Annotated in this window: 12 protein-coding genes; 4 read left to right on the top strand and 8 right to left on the bottom strand. The window is 54.5% G+C overall.

Annotated features, from left to right (window positions below; translation table 11 throughout):
- The 3 genes from ONB24_13870 to ONB24_13880 all read left to right on the top strand — a co-directional run.
- The coding region (locus ONB24_13870; protein ID MDZ7317201.1) for a hypothetical protein at window positions 1-702 on the top strand (702 nt) is incomplete at its 5' end.
- A 183-nt stretch (window positions 703-885) separates the two neighbouring features.
- Window positions 886-3087: a DUF4954 family protein gene (locus ONB24_13875; protein ID MDZ7317202.1), complete on the top strand. Its 2202-nt coding sequence runs from the start codon at window positions 886-888 to the stop codon at window positions 3085-3087.
- Window positions 3088-3723: 636 nt separating this feature from the next.
- Window positions 3724-4740 carry an SIS domain-containing protein gene (locus ONB24_13880; GenBank protein MDZ7317203.1) on the top strand — a complete coding sequence of 339 codons (1017 nt, stop codon included), beginning with the start codon at window positions 3724-3726 and terminating at the stop codon, window positions 4738-4740.
- A gap of 23 nt (window positions 4741-4763) precedes the next feature.
- Here ONB24_13880 and ONB24_13885 read toward each other — a convergent pair whose 3' ends face one another.
- The 3 genes from ONB24_13885 to ONB24_13895 form a co-directional block, all read right to left on the bottom strand.
- Window positions 4764-4886 carry a hypothetical protein gene (locus tag ONB24_13885; protein MDZ7317204.1) on the bottom strand — a complete coding sequence of 41 codons (123 nt, stop codon included), beginning with the start codon at window positions 4884-4886 and terminating at the stop codon, window positions 4764-4766.
- Window positions 4887-5115: 229 nt separating this feature from the next.
- Window positions 5116-6321, bottom strand: a complete 1206-nt coding sequence (locus ONB24_13890) for a DUF1343 domain-containing protein (GenBank protein MDZ7317205.1) — start codon at window positions 6319-6321, stop codon at window positions 5116-5118.
- Window positions 6322-6360: 39 nt separating this feature from the next.
- The gene (locus ONB24_13895) at window positions 6361-8403 is read right to left on the bottom strand and encodes a glycoside hydrolase family 9 protein (GenBank protein MDZ7317206.1); all 2043 of its coding nucleotides are present in this window, start codon (window positions 8401-8403) and stop codon (window positions 6361-6363) included.
- A gap of 152 nt (window positions 8404-8555) precedes the next feature.
- Between ONB24_13895 and ONB24_13900 the strand changes: the two genes are divergently transcribed.
- Window positions 8556-11510 carry a carbohydrate binding domain-containing protein gene (locus ONB24_13900; GenBank protein ID MDZ7317207.1) on the top strand — a complete coding sequence of 985 codons (2955 nt, stop codon included), beginning with the start codon at window positions 8556-8558 and terminating at the stop codon, window positions 11508-11510.
- A gap of 75 nt (window positions 11511-11585) precedes the next feature.
- Here the strand turns inward: ONB24_13900 and ONB24_13905 are convergent, their stop codons facing one another.
- The 5 genes from ONB24_13905 to ONB24_13925 form a co-directional block, all read right to left on the bottom strand.
- The gene (locus tag ONB24_13905; GenBank protein MDZ7317208.1) at window positions 11586-11750 is read right to left on the bottom strand and encodes a hypothetical protein; all 165 of its coding nucleotides are present in this window, start codon (window positions 11748-11750) and stop codon (window positions 11586-11588) included.
- A gap of 7 nt (window positions 11751-11757) precedes the next feature.
- The gene (locus tag ONB24_13910; protein ID MDZ7317209.1) at window positions 11758-13134 is read right to left on the bottom strand and encodes a glycosyl hydrolase; all 1377 of its coding nucleotides are present in this window, start codon (window positions 13132-13134) and stop codon (window positions 11758-11760) included.
- Between the two features lie 27 nt (window positions 13135-13161).
- Window positions 13162-14835, bottom strand: coding sequence for a glycosyl hydrolase family 28 protein (locus tag ONB24_13915; GenBank protein ID MDZ7317210.1), 1674 nt, complete (start codon window positions 14833-14835; stop codon window positions 13162-13164).
- A gap of 31 nt (window positions 14836-14866) precedes the next feature.
- The gene (locus ONB24_13920; protein MDZ7317211.1) at window positions 14867-15946 is read right to left on the bottom strand and encodes a glycoside hydrolase family 43 protein; all 1080 of its coding nucleotides are present in this window, start codon (window positions 15944-15946) and stop codon (window positions 14867-14869) included.
- A gap of 126 nt (window positions 15947-16072) precedes the next feature.
- Window positions 16073-17751 (bottom strand): PA14 domain-containing protein (locus ONB24_13925; protein MDZ7317212.1); only part of this gene is annotated, 1679 nt, incomplete at its 5' end.

The raw sequence follows: 17751 nt of genomic DNA on the forward strand, positions 1-17751 counted from the left end.
TCTTCGGACAGCACATTGAGCTCCGCCTTTGTCAAAGTCGACTCGCTGGAAATCAACAAAGCGAATGCCTCGACGGTGCTTTACTCCGACAAAATGCAGTCGGCCGTAGTCAGGGGGCTGACGAACGGCAAGACCTACAGCTTTGCCGTGGTGGCCTATAATCGCAAGGACAAAAAAGAGATCAGCTATCCGAGCAACATCGTCGTCGATACGCCGCGGCCGGATATCATGTCGGTGACCATCAAATCGGCCTCCACAGCGCAGGTGAGCGGCGACGACAGCAAAGCGGGATTCGATTTCAACACCTTTCAGGTGGTCCCGGTGCCTGCAACCGGCTACAAGAGCGACAACGGCGCGGACATTATCAACGAAGCGTACGATCCCTCCAAAGGCACCGACATTCGTCCCTGGTTGGCCGGCATGAACGGCGGCGGTCTGCAGGACTTGGGCTATATGGAAGATTTGGACGGCGCGGATATCGCTCCGGCGCAGGGCTATTCTGCTGAAGGGAAATCGATTGCCGTGCTCCTTGGTCATGTGTATGCAGTTAAAACCGGAGACAATCACTACGGCAAGCTTTTGGTTACTCAGATCGGCGGCGCTCCGGACTATGCCGTCACGTTCAATGCCGCTTTCCAGATGCAGGCAGGCAATCGGAACTACAAACAGACCTCCTGGGCCTATCTCTTGGGCATTCATTAAGTTAATTTTTGGACATAATTCCAGTTCTCCTTCCGTTGAACGAACGGCCTGTCGAGTACAGGCCGTTCGTTTTTTTACCCCCAAACCTTCTTCTTATTATCTGTTGGTATTCTGAAAAATTTATCCTATTATATCCAATTAAATCATAAAAATCATTTTGTGTTTTTCTTAAGGGGATGAGTGATGGAGTCTATTGCCTTGCTGTCGCTGGATTCTCTGCAAAGGGGGTTTGTGCCGTCCGAGTTTCTTCATCAAGGCGATGATGAATATACGTTTCGCAATCGGCAGTCGAAATGGCCGCAGAGCCGATGGCGTCATCTGCGCGCATATGAGATCGAGCAGCTGGTCAAGAACAACAATCAGGCAGGTGACTGGGATGACGTTTTGGTCACCGATCCGTTCGATCCGACGCTGATCGTCAACAACCGCTTCTTCGGCCTGGTGCGCCTCGGACGGGTGCAGCCGGTCGTCCTGGAACACCATGAGCTGTTGACGCCGGCCGGTATTTCCAACAGCCTCATTCTTTCCTGCGACATCGGCGATGACTGCGCCATCCATAATGTCCATTATTTGGCGCATTACATCATCGGTGACCGCTGCATTCTGCTCAACATCGACGAGATGCATACCACCAACCACGCCAAATTCGGCAACGGCATCATCAAGGAGGGGGAACCGGAAGAGGTGCGCGTTTGGCTCGATCTGATGAACGAGACCGGCAGCCGGCGCGTGATGCCCTTTGACGGTATGCTGGCCGCCGACGCCTATCTTTGGGCAAAATATCGCGACGACCGCGAGTTGTTGGCGCAGCTCAAAGAGATCACGCAAAAAAGCTTTGATGCCCGTCGCGGATATTACGGTACCGTGGGCGATCAGACGGTTATCAAGAACTCATTGATTCTGAAAGACGTCAAAATCGGCGATCACTGCTACATCAAAGGCGCCAACAAGCTGAAGAATCTTACCATCAATTCGTCGGAAGATGAGCCGACGCAGATCGGAGAAGGGGTGGAGATGGTCAACGGTATCGTCGGTTACGGCTGCCACATCTTTTACGGCTGCAAAGCCGTTCGATTCATCATGGGCGACAATTCGAATCTCAAATACGGCGCCCGGCTCATCAACTCTTATCTCGGCGACAACTCGACGGTTTCATGCTGCGAGGTGCTGAACAACCTCATTTTTCCATCCCACGAACAGCATCACAACAACTCGTTTCTCATCGCCTCTGTGGTGCTCGGCCAGAGCAACATCGCCGCCGGGGCCACGATCGGATCCAATCACAATAGTCGCGCCAACGATAATGAAGTGCAGGCCGGCCGCGGCTTTTGGCCCGGACTGTGCACCAGCATCAAGCACTCCAGCCGATTTGCTTCCTTTGTGCTGTTATCAAAGGGTGACTACCCTGCCGAGCTGAATATTCCCCTGCCCTTTTCACTACTGAACAACAACGTCGCCAAGGATCAACTGGAAGTGCTGCCGGCCTATTGGTGGCTCTATAACATGTACGCCCTGGCGCGCAACGCGTGGAAATACCGCAGCCGCGACAAACGCAAACGCAAGCTGCAGCACATCGAATTCGACTGCCTGGCGCCGGATACGGTGGAAGAAATTTTCGAGGCGCGGCGACTCTTGGAGATCTGGACTGCCAAATCCAAGCTGCAGAACAGCGGCGAAGCTTACGGCAAAACCGATGAAGACTTTCAGGAGATTGGCCGTCAATTGCTCAACGGTCCGAGCGAGGCGCTGCGCGGCGTGACGGTGCTGGGGGAAGAGATGGAAAAGTCCAATCGTCGCGTCGTCATCTTGAAAGCCCAAAAGGGTTACCAAGCTTACAAAGATATGCTGTGGTACTATGCCGTTAAAAATCTCATCGACTATCTCCAGAGTCGACCGAAGGAAAGCTGGGAGACCATGAAGCAGGCTTTAGCCGGCGAGCGGGTCAGTCGCTGGGTCAACTTGGGGGGGCAGCTGATGCCCGAACAGGAGGTCGATCGCCTGAGAAAGGATATCGCCGACGGCGTGTTGAAAGATTGGCAGGCGATCCATCGTCGTTACGACGAGTTGTGGGAAGCTTATCCGCTCGAAAAGCAAAAGCATGCCTTTGCGGTGCTGTGCGAACTGCTGCAGAATCAAAACCCGACGCTCGAGCAGTGGTTCCTTGCTCTCGATAAAGCCGAGCAGGTGCAGAGCTTTATTTGCGATCAAGTCTATCTGTCGCGCAAAAAAGACTATGACAATCCCTTCCGTCGCGCCACTTACCGCAACGACGAGGAAATGGTCGCTGCGCTCGGTACGATCGAAGAAAACAGTTTTATCCAGCAAGTGAGAGAAGAGACGCGGGAGTTTGCGCAGACGATCGCAAGGATCAAAAGCAGAGGCTAAAGACAGCAGGCGTGAAAATCGGACTTGGCCACGGAGACACAGAGAGCACGGAAAAAATAAAAAACATTGATTTTTTTAGTATCGTATTGTTTTCATCGGGTTACTCCCGGGCCGGTCGAATCTTTCTCTCCGTGCCCTCTGTGCCTCTGTGGCTATTCATTTTGCTCGCCGCGGAGGCACGGAGATCACCATGTTGTTGTTTCTGGAAACGATGCAAACTTTTATGTGACCGTTCTGCAGGTCGACCGCTTTTTGCCGCGGTTAGAACTCTGCCTTTGCGGTTCATTCGGCCGGCGTTGGCCCTCCGCACCTCTCAGCACCAAGGCAGCTGGGATTTTGGGGCAGCGAACGCTTGCGGCTCCTTTGTAAATGAGCTTAAAAGCGCGACCCGGTCCTCATTTTCACCTCTATTACGAAATTTTGTAGAGTCTTGATTGATCTTCGACAAGCATAGATTTCCCAAAGATACTAAACGGCCAATTCATAAGAGAGGCGCCGTCATCTGTTTTGCTCCGATCCTAGCACCTAATTTTTCGGTTTTATCTGACCTCCTATCGTTCAATACATTAAGCAATTGCATTCTATTTACAGAATCAGAACGGCTATTCGATCGATAACCCCATACAGGAGCAAGCAATGAAACAAAACGATCCCCGCTATTCGCAATTTCACCTGGTTCAAGAAATGACGGATGTGGTTCAAGTTGTCAAAAATTTCGATCCTCGGCGCACGCAGGCGGTTGCGGAAAAGATTCGCGCCGCCGGTCGCCTGCTGTTGACCGGAGAAGGGTCGAGCCGCATTTTTCCCGCCAAGAACGCCGTGCGCAAATCGCTGCGCTGGGGATTGGAGACGGCGGTGTTCACCGAAGGGTCCCGCCAGGCGGCTGAATACAATCTGCAAAACTTTGCGGTGTTCTGTGCCTCCAACTCGGGACGTACCAAAGAGGTAGTGCTGCTGGCGCAGAAATTGGCACAAAAGGGTAATCCATACCGTTTCGGACTCACCGCCAACCAAGGTACTCCGCTCGAAAAGGCCTGCACGGAGACGTTTGTATTGACCTGCGGTTGGGAGCAGGCAACGGCGGCGACGAAAAGCGTGATCGAGCAGGCGCTGTTTTATGAATCGATTTTGCGCCATATCGGTAAACGGACGAGTGTGGATTACGGCTCTTTGGCCGCGGCCATCGAAACGGCGTTGACGATGCCGGTACCTGCAGAGGTCGTTGCCAAGGCGGTAAAAGCTCCAACCATCTACTTTTCGGGTTACAACGACGGCGTCGCCGAAGAATTGACCCTAAAGACGAACGAAATCACGCGCAGGAAATCGGATTTTCTAGAAGGCACCTATGCGGTACACGGCATCGAAGAGGTCATGGACGCAGAGGATATCGTCTTTGTCGTCGATCCGATCGAGGAAGAGATGGAAAAATTCCATGAGGTGCTGGTCAAAGGCGTCGGCATGACCGTGGTTGCGATTTCCACCAAACCTACCCCCTTTCCTACGCTGCTGGTACCCGATCAAGGAGAAATGACGCCGTACGTCTATTTAGCTGCCGGTTGGAATTTGCTGGTCGAGATCGGCTTAATGCTCGGCATCAACCTCGACAAGCCGGAACGAGCGCGCAAAGTCGGCAATGAACTGAAGGGAAATTGACGCCGACAGAAAAAGTCTCGTGGTCAGCTTGAAAAACCGATGCCGACCTCCGCAACACAGGGGACGACATGAAAAGCCGGCACCGGCCGTGAAGCAGGCGTCGCTTCCGGATTGATTATCTTTTTATGCGCCCTGCCCTTCACCATCGGCAGAGCCTCATCCTGAACGCCTTGGTGCGCCCGCGGCGATTCTTCCCTGCAAGGTAAAAAAACTTGCGGCGGATTTTGTAAATGGAGAGCACGGCCAGCGGCTGTTAAAGTACGGCGGCTTTGTTATTTAAAGCAGGGAAGTGCCGCGAAACCGTGCGGCAGAACAGTTGCCGCCTTTTCCAGTGAATTCCCACAAAAATTTTTCTTTAGCTTCTCCTCTGCTTTGTTAATAGAGCAGAAACGGTTTTCTTGTCTCAAGCCATTGCTGCTCATCGGGCATAAGGCGTGCGTCAAAATCCGCCGGGAAAGCTTGCGGATCATCGACCCATTGACGCAAAAATGTGCCGCCGGCCAGCAGGTCGATCGCCAAGCGTTCGCTCTCATACTCGTAAACAAAAGAGCGCCACAGCGGATAGTCGGGATGGAGCCTGAGGATGCATTTGAGAATCAACGCCGCAATGCGGTAGGGTTTGAAAGCCTCAGGGCAATAGCCGGCAAAATCGGTATGAATCTGCAGTCCCGCGCAAAGCCTGCCGCTGTGTTTATGAAATGTCGGCTCGAAGAAGCAGGGACGGATGCGGCAGCCGCGCAGCCAATGCGGCGCCAGATCGAACATCATTCGGAATACAGCCTCGAAATCCACGTCCGGCGCGCCGACCAATTCCAGCGGCGTTGTTGTGCCGCGGCCTTCCGATAAGGTTGTGCCCTCAAACAGTACGGTTCCGGGAAAACAGCGCGCCATGTTGAGGCTGGAGGCATTGGGACTCGGATTGATCCACGGCAGCTCGTGCAGCGGCCAGCCGTAGCCGGGGGCCGCGTGCGGATCGTAGCCGAGCATCGGCACCACAACAAGATCGACATCCAGTTCTTTATAGTGAACGTACCATCGGGCAAATTCGCCCAAAGTCAGGCCGTGGCGCATGATCAGCGGCGCGACGCCGACAAAGCTTTCCCAACCCGGCTCGAGAATGGTTCCCTCGACGGCGCGTCCGGCGGGATTGGGCCGATCCAGGATCCAAACGCTCTTTTGGTATTTGGCGCAGGCTTCGAGCATGTAGGCAGTGGTGGTGATAAACGTATAGATGCGCGTGCCGATGTCCTGAAGATCGATGAGCAAAAGATCGAAGGAGGCCATCATTTCAGGCGTCGGCCGACGGGTCTTGCCGTAGAGGCTGAACACCGGAATGCCGTGCTTGGGGTCGATATAATCATCCGATTCGATCATATTGTCCTGCTTGTCGCCGCGCATACCGTGCTGCGGGCCGAATGCGGCCGTCAGTCGGCAGTGAGGCGAATCACACAACGCATCCAGCGTATGACGGCCGTCGCCGGTCACGGAAGCCGGATGGCCGAGAAGAGCAAGCCTCCTTCCCTGCAGGCGTTTCAAAAGCCCCGGATCAGCAAGCAGATTGTCGATGCCGAGTGTGATCATTTATCTTGCCAAGTCTTTTACCGAGATTCAGTTCATCGGCTATTTCAGCAGCGTCACCTTTTGCGTCAGTGTTTGATCGCCGACTTTTACGCTGATGATGTAAACTCCCGCCGGCTGTCCATCGGCGCGCCAGAGAAAAGCGTGCTCTCCGCCTGCCAAGCGTCCGAGCTCAACCTGCTCCACTCTTTCGCCGCGCAGGTTATAAATCGAGAGGCTCACCTCCGCCGGTGCGTCCAAACGCCAGCGCAGCATAGTGCTCGGATTAAAGGGATTGGGCGAATTGGGCAGTAGAATCAACTCCTCCGGAACTTTGATATGCGGCTTTTCATCGACGACCGTTCCTTCGGCGCGGCCGTTCTCGGAAAGTATCGCCTCTATGGCGCAGGCCAGATAAGCCATCGGCGCGTTCCAGTTGATGGCCACCTCGTTGGAGGCGTAGCTGGCTTCAACATCGACATAAGACTTGGCGGGCAGTTTTGAGGGATAGGCGACGCCGTCCTGTTGACCCGGATTCGGCCCGCCGGCCAAAAGTCCCGGCACCGGATCCCTTACGCCGTCCGCCGCCGACGGCCGATGGTGAATCTTCATCACCCGCTTGCTGCCGAAGCCGGTGAGGAAGCAATACCCTGTGGCATTGCGTCCAAGCAAATAGTCGAGGTTGGTCAGCGCCGCCTCCAAGTACTTGGCCTCTTTTGTCAGTCGGTAGGCTATGATCAGCGCAATGCCCTGATTGGCGGCGTTGGCGTTGCTGCCCCAAACGAAATCCGAGGCGCTCTTGCCCATAACAATGTAATAAGGCGAATTCTCAAGACCGCTCATGACCGAGTTCGCAAAATTGATGATGCGCGACCGCAATGCCGCTTTATTGTAAGCCTCCGGCAGTTCGTCTTCATGCTGTAAAAGAGAATAGAAGCCGAGGGTGCGCACATTCGGCCATCCGGGCAGGCTGGTCGAAGCGTCCTGGAACGGCTTGACGGCGGATAAAAAGCTGTCCGCATGGGTGGTGCAGAACAGCTCCATGGCCGCCCATTGGAACTCGTCGGAGACGTTGCCGTCGCCGTACTCGCCGGTATTGATGGCCGGCTTGTAAATTTTGTTCATCTCGCTTTGACGATAATAGACGGCAGGATTTTGCCGCGCCCAATTCCACGCCGCAAGGGCGGCGGTAAGGCAGGAATCGGCAAAACCGGGCATAACCGATTCGAACTCACGAAAGACGCGGGCGCTGACCGCCATTACCGCGGCAAAGTCGAGCGCCGCGGCGGTGGATTTCATCACTACCCAGCGCTTGGAGGTCGCCTGATGCGGCATGACGAAAGCGTCGAAATTCTCGTTGGTCAGCTTGTGATAGACGCCGCCGTCGTTCGGGTCCTGCATCGTCAGCATCCAACGGATATTCCACAGCGCCTCGTCCAAAACGTCCGGTATGGCGTTTCCGCTTTCAGGGATGTTTGTATCGAGAGATTTGCAATAGTCGGGAAAATTTTCATAGAGCTGCAGCAGTGTAAAGGTGCTGATGCCCGAGTTGACGATGTATTTGTTGTAATCGCCGGCATCGTACCAGCCGCGCGGGCAGGAGAGGATCGTATCTTTCGGTCTTGCAGCTGTGGCCGCTGATTCATGCACATAGACCTTGTTATCCGGATGCCCCAGCTTGCGTTTCCATTTTCCGGCGTACTGCTCGGTCAATTCCATCGACGCGCGCTGAAAGTAGTAGCTTTTAAGCGACCACATGGCAACGCGCTGATGGACATACGGCTTGATCTCAAAGGGATAGGAAACGCCGATACCGGGAACGATGAGTACAAAAGTTCCGGTTTGCGTCACCGATGAAAAATCGGCCAGCGAAACAGCTTCTCCGGAGAGATCCCAGAATTTGGCCGGCGTCAAAGAGCCGGTGTACAGCGTATCCGACAAGTCTGCCTTTGCGACCATAAACGTGGTCGCGCCGACATTGTTGACGACCACCGCAATCTTGGGCATCTGCGGATAAAAACCGACTTGATTGAGCCGAACGGCATCCGTTGCCGAAAACAACAGGCCTGCACCCCACAGCCAAAGGATCAGTGCACTCTTTTTCATAGTTGCTCTCCTCTTTGCATGCGTCGTGCATAAAATAAGACACAAGGGAATAAAGTCCAAATTTAAATCTTTTGCCGGACAATATCGTTTGCGGGTTTTTGCTAAAGTCGCTATGTTAACACCACAAGCAGGCTTTTGGGGAAGAGGTGAATATGCAAAAGCGGTCGGCTTTTCTTTTCGCGGTATGCGGCCTGTTGCTTGCGACAGGGGCGAGTTTCTGTCAACAGAACCTGATCGTCAACGGCGGTTTCGAGAACGGGCTCAGCGGCTGGTCGCCGTTTTGGAGTCGCAAGCCCGGCGCCGGGAGCGTCCGCGTCGTCAGCGACAAAGTGCATAACGGCGCCTTCGCCGCGTTGATCGAACATCACGATGCGCAGGATTGGTCGTTTGCCGTTGACAAAAGATATGCGGTCAAGGCAGGAGAAATCTATGAGCTTTCAGCTTGGATCTCGCTCGAACAGGCAGAGTGGGCGGAACTGTCCGTAATCACCTACGATAAAAATCAGCAGGTGCTCGAATGGTCTTTTTCGCCTCGGGAGCTCGATAGGTCGCCGGCCTTTACCCTTTTCCGCACCCGTTTCATCATACCGGAGACGGTACGCTTTATCACGCCGCGACTCATCGGCGGCGGCGAGTGCCGGCTGTATGCAGACGATGTGTCATTGACCTTAATCGGCAGCAGCGGACCCGCCGGAAAAGTGAGCCTGCAGAATTCTCGCTTGCAAGCGACTATTCAGCTGCCCGGCTTGAATCTTGAAGTGGAGGACAAAGAGGCGGGTATCGTGTTTCGCTCCAATGCGGCTGTAGGACTGTTGCCGGCGGCGGTGGACAGCACAGCCGGCGAGGTCATAGTCCGCTGCACCCTCTTGTCCGATGATCTTTTCGTTACCCTGCGTTTTCGTTTGATGGAAGATGCCCTGCGCATGCAGATCGAACCTGATGAAGATAAAGCGTTCGAGAGCCGTCTCGTCTTTCCCGGCCCGTTTCGCGTTCGGTCCAACGACTTTATCGTCGTGCCGCGCGGGACCGGCTTTCTTTTACCGGTAACGGAGGACTATCCTTTCTGGGAGTTCGGTCTGTACGATTGGAAATCGACCATGGCGTTCGTCGGCGTGACCGATCTGCAGAGCGGCTACATGCTGGTATCCGAAGATCCATGGGATACGGTCGTCGAATTTGCCCGTCTGGAATCGCTCACAACGCCTCAGCTGCTGCACGAAGCGGCAAAAAATCGACTGACGCCGCGCACGTTCTATTTCGTGCCGATCAGTCGGGACGGTTACGCAGCAATGTGCCGCTGGTATCGGCGCCATGCCGAAAGACTCGGCTATGTCAAGACGTGGCGCGAAAAGCTTGCCGAAAATCCCAATATCGAACGGCTGCGCGGTGCCGTCGATTTCTGGTTGTTGGATGAGGCGATGCAGACGACGGCCACGATCGACAGTCTGCTGCTGTACGGCCTCGATCGGGCGATCATTTCGCTCAGCTCCGGCTGGTATGCGCCTGAGGACAAGAGCGAATTGATCGAGTACATCAACGAAAGCGGCTATTTGAGCAGTCGCTATGATATTTACACCGACGTCTGGCCGCCGACTCATCCCGAGGCGCCGTGGTACCGGACGGAAGGCTATCCCGAAGACGTCATCGTCAACGAGGACGGCTCATTGCGCCAAGGCTGGTTGGCCTATTTGGACGGCCATGTGCCGTTTCAAGGTTACTATACCTGTTCCGCCACGCATGAGCGCTATGCAGATAAATGGCTGAGACAGGAATTGGCGACGCAACCCTACCTGTGCCGATTCATCGATGTCGAGTTGGCGTCTTCCCTCGCGGAATGCTGGTCGCCGGCCCATCCCGTCACACGCAAAGAAGACGCGCATTATCGCATCCGCCTCCTCGATCGCATCAAAAACGGCTTCGGGCTGGTCACCGGCAGCGAAGAGGCGCGCGAATGGGCCTTCCCCTGCGTGGACTATGGCGAGGGCACCATGACCCTGCGGCCTCAGAACAATGCAGGCTATGATTGGGCCAATCCGGTAAACAATCCGGAGCCGGAATATGCCGCCTACAATGTCAATCCGCAGGTGCGCGTGCCGCTGCACGGACTGATCTATCATGACGTCCACGTGCCCACTTGGTATACCGGCGACGGTCAGTCCAAAGTGCCGCAGTTTTGGGATGATAAGGATTTGTGGAATGTGCTCTATGCCTCCATGCCGCTGTTTGCACCGCCCAACCGCAGCTATTGGCTGAACAACAAGGAGCGTTATCTGACCAGCTATTTCCTCATCTGCTCGGTCTTTCGGGAGTGCGGCTTTGCCGCCATGACGGCGCATCGATTCCTTTCCGCCGATCGGAATGTACAACTGACGGAATTCGACAACGGTTGGCGCATCGTGGTCAATTTCTCCTCAACGCCTTATGAATGGCAGGGAACGCTTCTGGCCCCGAAAGGCTTTTTAGCGACAAACGGTCGCGACCGCGTCGGCAAACTCGTGCTCGGCGGCCAAGCCGTCGGCTTTGCCTTGCTCCAAGACCGCTTGTTTGTGAATCCTTACGGCAAACCGTTTGATCTGTACGGCGTGCAGACCAGCGGCGCCCTGCTGATCAAAAAAGAGGCAACCTTTCTGCATTTGGCCTTTATCGGCAGCCAGGGCGAGGTCATGCTGCAGCCCGCAAACCTGCCTTGGCCTATGGAAAGGGTACGGATTTTTACGCACGATCGGAAAACGGAAATTGTAACGGAAACAATCGGCGATCGGCTCAAAATCACCAAGCGGAAGCGGGTGCCGTTCTATCGGCTCGAAGGACTCTTTACCGGCATTTCTAAGGAGGATAAGCAGCAGAGGGCACTGCGTTTGGCCGCCTTTCCCAATCCGTTCAATGAAAGCTGCCGGATCCATATCTCTGCGCCCCCGGGGGAAAGGATTTCCTTGCGGCTCTACAATTTGTTGGGAGAGCAAGTTGCCGAGCTCTATTCGGCCGCGCCGGCGGACAATGAAATCGAAATAGCGCTGAAGGCCGATAATCTGACCGCCGGCGTCTATTTTTTAAAGCTCAACAGCGGTTCTGTATCGCTGATACAAAAACTGCTGCTGTTGAAATAAGCTCCCCCCTCGCATTCGTCGCATTTTTCTTTTCAAGCCAAGGGAACAACGCTCGATTATGATCCGTCGGCATCTTTAGATTTGTTCGTAATTAATTGCCGCGAATCGCATGCGGCTGCGGCGCGGAACGACGGTAAGGCCGGCCGGTTCCTGCAGGGCCCAACTCGACTGGCCGAAGCCGGCGAACAGCGCTGCCCGCTCTATCGATCCCGAGTCAAGCTGTTCGCTCACCTGCTTCATGCGTCACCTATTTTTCGCGAAACACCAGAGTGCTCACCGAGCCGCTCGGCAGATCCGCCTGCGCCATTTTCTTCCCCAACCGCACCGTCACCCTCTTGACATTAAAGCTGTCGTTCATCATGACCACGACGATCGAGCCGTCGGGATTGCGAAAAGCAAGGGCGTCGTCCGCATAGCCGATCGCCTTGACGCGAACAGCTCCCGGATCGATGAAGCGGCTGAAATGCTTCATGACATAGAATTCGAAATTGTACCGCGCTTGGCGACGGTAGCGATCCACGGTGATCATCGAGTTCTGTTTCCATCCCCACGTGCTCATGCCGGACTCGTCGAGCACCATGTTCCAGTAAATGTACGAGTTGACGCCGCCTTCAAAGTACTTTTTCATCAAACTAAAGGTGTACAATCCCGCCTTGACGTCGTTCGAGCCGTCGCCGCACTCGTTCTCGCTCTGCATAAGCTTTTTCTCGGGGTATTTGCGCCGGGTATCGGCCACGGCGTGTTTGCCGTCCCATTGGTAGCTGACGCCGGTGACCCGCGCTCGACAAACCGGATCGGCGAACATTACGTCGGCGTACTTGCGGATGTCGCCGTGATTGATCGTTCCCAGCCACAGCTCGATGTCGATACCATCGGCATCCAGACGCGGAATAAGGTAATCGCGGTAAAACTCGGTCAGTTCCTCACCGCTCCACAGGCACGAGGGAAAGATTTGGCAGGCATCGACTTCATTCTGCACGTGCAGTTGGACAAGGTTGATGCCTTCGCTGCGGTAAGCCTGGATGAATTTGGAAAAATAGAGCGCATAAGCCCGCAGCACCTGAGGTTCCCAACGCAGGCGGGAGGTCTCCTGTTCTCCTTGACAGGCGTAGAAGCGATTGATTTTCATCCACTGCGGCGGCGACCAGGGCGAAGCAAAGAGCTTGAGGTCGGGCTGGAACTCCATCGCGGCTTTGATGTACGGGATGAGATAGCGATGCTCGCGTTCCATGGAAAAGTGCTGCATATCATAATCTTCCGGTATTTCGGCAAGCGAGTAATAATCGAACGAATAGTCGTTGGCGCCGACCGGCATGCGGCATAGGGTAAAGCGGCAACCGTCGTACGGATCGAAAAGGTCGCGCAACACTTGACGGCGGTCCGACTCGGATAAATAGGACAGCGCATCCCAGCCGCGCTCGTTGAAGCAGCCGCCGAAACCGTCTATGGTTTGAAAGGCGATATCGGGATCAATGACCAAAAGTCGGTAATCGGTGCCGTCAAAGGTCTGCAGTTTGACCGGCGATTCGACCCATGACGCCGAACCGGTAGAAAAGATCCAGCGGGCGACCTGCGCCTGCAGAGTCGTCAACCCTAAACAGGTCAGCAGTACGATGACTTTCATGATCTTCCTCCGAAAAATGGCAAACGATTATTTCTGATAAATCAGCTTAATGTGATGAACCTGACGTTCAGCCGCCGTCTGTGCCGACAGCCGCAGCCAATAGATGCCGCTGGGCAATGATGAATCTTCGGCAGGAGTCCATGAAACCGCACAACCGCCGGCGTCGAAGCGCTGCTCGGCGATCTGCGCGACCTGCCGTCCCAGCAGATTATAAACCTTCAGCTCGATCTGCGCCGGCTCGTTCAAATACCACTCAATGCGCGCCGAACCGTTGCAGGGATTGGGGTATAGTGCAGTCCTTTCTATTACCGGTTTTAAAATACCGTAGGCTGAATTCTTGACTCGCGCAGGATCGACTTGAAAGGTAACGTTGCTGACAAAAGCATTAATCTTTACGACGGCGGGATCGGCTTGTTCGATCCACTGGCCGGCAATGTTGAAATTTCTAAACTGCACGTCGCTGATGCGATGATCGGCATCGTACCCGCTGATTTTAGAAGCGAGTTTCGGCTTTTCGTAACAACGAACATTTTCGAACCGAACATCATGCAGTTGACCGCGCTGTTCGCCTCGCCACTTAAAGATTTCCAAATTGAACAGCCGCGGTGCGTCTTCGATGCGGATGTTGCGAAAGAGCACATCGCTCACCTCGGCACGCTCGCCGATGACAATGCCGAGCGCAGCCTCCGGCGCCTCATTACCCCAGAGTCGCGCGTGGATGACGTCGCAGTCCTCGATGACGATATCCCTAAAGGATTCGGCTCCGGTCTCGGTGCCGATGCGTACCGCATAGCCCCAATCGCCGTTGAAAAATACGCTGCGGCGAACGGTCACATTATCGACCGGCTGCTCCGAGGCAATGCCGAAATCGGTATAGGCTTTGATCGAGATGCAGTCGTCCTTGGTGCGGTAAAAGCAGTCTTCGATAAGCACGTTCTGCGAGCAGTTGATGTCGGTGCCGTCGTCGACGTCCGAGTCGCTAATGACCTTGTAATTGCGTATCGTCACGCCGTTACAGTTGTTGATGACGTTCGACCATTCCGGGACCCATTTGACGGTGATGACGCCTTCGATCAGCAAATTATCGGCGCGCCGCCACCAATATTTTCCGACGTTTCCGGACGGCCCGCTGTCGAGCACGCCGCGACCGCAAACCCGTATGTTTTTGCCGCTACCGCTGATTATGGTGTTGTAAAGTATGGCGCCGCCGGCCAAATAGAGCGTTTCGCCCGCCTTGAGTTCGATTTTCTCCCCCTTTAGATCATGAAAGCCGGGGCCGAAATACTTGACGCCCTTTTGACCTTCGACCGGAGGGTTGATTTCCAACGGATTGGCGAACAAGAACAGCGCCCAGCTCGGCTGACCGTTGATCTCGATCGACAGATTCTTCGGTTCCTTGAGAGAAAATCTGATCAAATTGCCGGAAACCTCCGGGCGAACACCGCTGCTTTTCGGCCGAATATCTACTGCACGAACCGCCCAGCGCGGTTTGATTTCTATCAAAACCGAATCCGAAAAGGAAAAATAGGCAAAGGCGGAGGCCGGCGATTTATAAACAAAAACTTCTTGGCCGTTCACCCACAGCTGAAAATCAGCTGATTTCTGCGCCTGCGGCGGGGCGGGATAAATGATTACCTCACTCTGCAGTCTAGCCGCCAGTAACAAACTGAAAGATAACATAAGAAAATAAAAATGTTTCATACAAGCGCCTTTTAGTGCTTGATGTTAACACCTATTTTTCGGAAAAGACGTCCAAACTCCATTGATTTGCCCATTTTATCTCGATGCGGTCATCTTTGCCAAAGCGGATCGGCAACCAAATATAGCGGCCGTCGATCGCGTTTTTCGGATTCCAGCGGTCGGCCATAAATATAAAAGCTCCCGCTATCCCATGCACCGGCAAAACAAAGGTGCTCTGCGCATGAAAAGTCAATTCGGCGCCCGGACCAACACAGGGATTGCCGAGTTCCCGCCAGGGTCCCCAAATCGATTCCGCAACCGCCGAGCGCGCGGCGTTGGGTTCCCAACCGGTGCAGGCGGAACCGATGAAATAGTACTTGCCGTTGTACTTGAAAATCGCCGGCGCCTCTGTAAAGCGGCCGACGAAAACCCTAACATATTCTCCCGAATAGGAGAGATAATCGTCCGTCAGTTTTGAAATGTGCAGAGTACTGTTTTCCTCGGAAGCGTAGATATGATAAGCCGCACCGTCGTCATCAACAAACAGCGTCTGGTCGCGCGCCATCTGGCCGCCGGCGAAATCGCGGGCGTAGAGGCGCAGCTCGTCGGCCGGGAGCGGCAGGCTGCCGCCGCTGTATTCATATTCCGCCGCCCGCGGATTCGGCAGTCGTTCAGATTCTGTGACATTTTTAGGCCAAAAACCGGCATTAGGACGAAAGCTTTTGATGAATACATAAGGTCCGGTCGGTTGTTTGGCCACAGCCACGCCGCTGCGCGCCGTCTTATAGCCCATGTCTCTGAGCTCGAGGTGAAACCACATGACGAACTTGTCGGTTTTGGCGTTATAAATCACCTTCGGCCGTTCCAGGATGCAACCGGCAGCAAGATCGTGCGTCGAGTCATCTTTGACCACCGACAAGACAATGCCTTCATCCCGCCAGTTATAAAGATCCGTGGAAGAATAACAATGCACACCGACCCAAGCTTGATTGCCCGCTTCGCCGGCGATCTTGTGTTCGCCGAACCAATAATAGACACCGTCGTGGTACAGAATGCCGCCGCCGTGCGCGTTGATGTGAAAGCCGCGGTCGTCAAGCCATAGTTCGCCGGGATAAAAAGCACGATAATGCATCCCGTCCGCATGAGCGGCCGGTGAAGCAACGATAAAAACTAGGCTGAAAAGGGTTATTGAGCCTACCATCAGAGTTCCTTTATTGAGAGAAATATTTGTTCAGAACGGATTGTCCAGTTATTTTTTCTACTTTTTTCTCCGAATACCGAACGCCAAATCCTGCTCCACCTTCATGGGAGTCAGCGAAATCTTGCCGCCCGATGAACGAACGATCTCTTCCGCCAAGATCTTTCCGCTTGCCGGATCGAGCCATTGCACATGATATTCGCCCGCCGGCAGATCGATTTGCAGGGCTGCAGCAATCGTCTGAGCAGTCTCGGGGAAAAACGGCTTGAGGTCGCCGCTGAAAAAGATGCTGTCGACTCCGGCGCTTTGTCGAAAGTTCTTTAATTCCGTATCGTCAAAGTAATCAACCCTTAGGCCGGGAGCGCCGTCCGCTTGGCGGAAACAGCGTGCGGGGATGGCCACTTTTTCTATCCCTCTCCCCCAGCGGATGGAAGCGGCGGCGCCGCCGACGCCTTGATAATACTCCATGACGAAATCGACCGGTTTGCCGGTCTGAAGATGAATGCGGCCGCTGTTTTCCAGCGGCGCGTGGCCGGTCCAGTCGTCGATCAGCAGTCTGCCGTCCACCCATAGGCGCACACCGTCGTCGGTCGTGGTATAAAAAACGATTTCCCCGCTCCACTCCGGAATCAGCTTGCCCGACCAGCGCAGCGAGAGGTTTTGCGCCTGTTCGCCCTTCCGGTAAAGATAACCGATATATGCTACCCCTTCCTGCCCTAAAAGTCTGCCGTTCAGGCCGTCGGGCACGCCTGCAAGCTTGTCCTGCAAAGGCGTCATTTTGATGAAATCAAAGCTTTCGATAAACTCACGCATGATTTTGAGCTGGGAACGCAGCGAGCGTCCTCCGCCCCCAGACTGCGTATTGGGAAATGCGAAGGTCCCGTCTTCAAAACCGACGGCATAGGAATAATCCAGATGGTTGTAAATTGCCCCGCCGGAAACGATAAAATTCCATCCTTCTTTGCGGTAAGGATCGTCGTGAACGCCGGCGAAACCGGTCTCATCATCCCCCAGCGGCTTGTTGAGATGATAGTTCAAATCGACGGCGGCGCTGACGGCATAGTGAAAATTGAAAATGTCGACATTGGGGTCGGGATTCTCGATCTTGGCGCTGTTGTTGGCTATGTTGCGGGCAATCAGATGCTTTTTCGGCAGCGCTGCCTCGGCTTCACGGATGATCCGGCTGATGTAACGCTGAAATTCATCGGTTACGTTGACGAAATAGGGCTCGTTGCAGATCTCGTAATACAGGTTGTCAAAGTCGTTCAGCTCCTGCACCACCTTGCGCACCAGCGCTTCCTGCACACGCGTCAAATCGGCGTGCATGAGCGTATAGACCTGATCGCGCGGACAATCGCCGACGCCGTTAACGTTGTTGCGGACATTCATCGGCGACAGATCCCACATCGTCTCTTCGTACATGGGACAAAAGAAAACATATTCGACAACGATACCGCGTTTATCCGCTTCGGCAACGAAAGATTTGAGCCGTGAAAAATAGGCGTCATCCCATTTCGTGAGGTCGAATTTATTGCCGCCGTTGGCATAACCGGGTTGATCGCTGCGCGCCCAGGGGCAAATCAGTTTGCCCTCGGCAGGAGCCAAGGTATTGCGGGTAATGTTAAAGGCCGACGGCGGTTCACAATAGACACCGCTGAAGGTGCGCGTCAAATTTTGTCCGCTGCGCTGCACCTCATCGAGGTATTTGACATAATCGAACTCGGAATTGAGGACGGCGC

The sequence above is a fragment of the candidate division KSB1 bacterium genome, assembly GCA_034505495.1.
GTDB lineage: Bacteria > Zhuqueibacterota > Zhuqueibacteria > Residuimicrobiales > Krinioviventaceae > Fontimicrobium_A.

Bases quoted from the DNA above. Each gene is read 5' to 3' on its own strand.
- ONB24_13880 (MDZ7317203.1), top strand. From the start codon at position 3,724: ATGAAACAAAACGATCCCCGCTATTCGCAATTTCACCTGGTTCAAGAA.
- ONB24_13885 (MDZ7317204.1), bottom strand. From the start codon at position 4,886: ATGGTGAAGGGCAGGGCGCATAAAAAGATAATCAATCCGGAAGCGACG.
- ONB24_13900 (MDZ7317207.1), top strand. From the start codon at position 8,556: ATGCAAAAGCGGTCGGCTTTTCTTTTCGCGGTATGCGGCCTGTTGCTT.
- ONB24_13910 (MDZ7317209.1), bottom strand. From the start codon at position 13,134: ATGAAAGTCATCGTACTGCTGACCTGTTTAGGGTTGACGACTCTGCAG.
- ONB24_13895 (MDZ7317206.1), bottom strand. From the start codon at position 8,403: ATGAAAAAGAGTGCACTGATCCTTTGGCTGTGGGGTGCAGGCCTGTTG.
- ONB24_13890 (MDZ7317205.1), bottom strand. From the start codon at position 6,321: ATGATCACACTCGGCATCGACAATCTGCTTGCTGATCCGGGGCTTTTG.
- ONB24_13875 (MDZ7317202.1), top strand. From the start codon at position 886: ATGGAGTCTATTGCCTTGCTGTCGCTGGATTCTCTGCAAAGGGGGTTT.
- ONB24_13915 (MDZ7317210.1), bottom strand. From the start codon at position 14,835: ATGAAACATTTTTATTTTCTTATGTTATCTTTCAGTTTGTTACTGGCG.
- ONB24_13905 (MDZ7317208.1), bottom strand. From the start codon at position 11,750: ATGAAGCAGGTGAGCGAACAGCTTGACTCGGGATCGATAGAGCGGGCA.
- ONB24_13920 (MDZ7317211.1), bottom strand. From the start codon at position 15,946: ATGCATTATCGTGCTTTTTATCCCGGCGAACTATGGCTTGACGACCGC.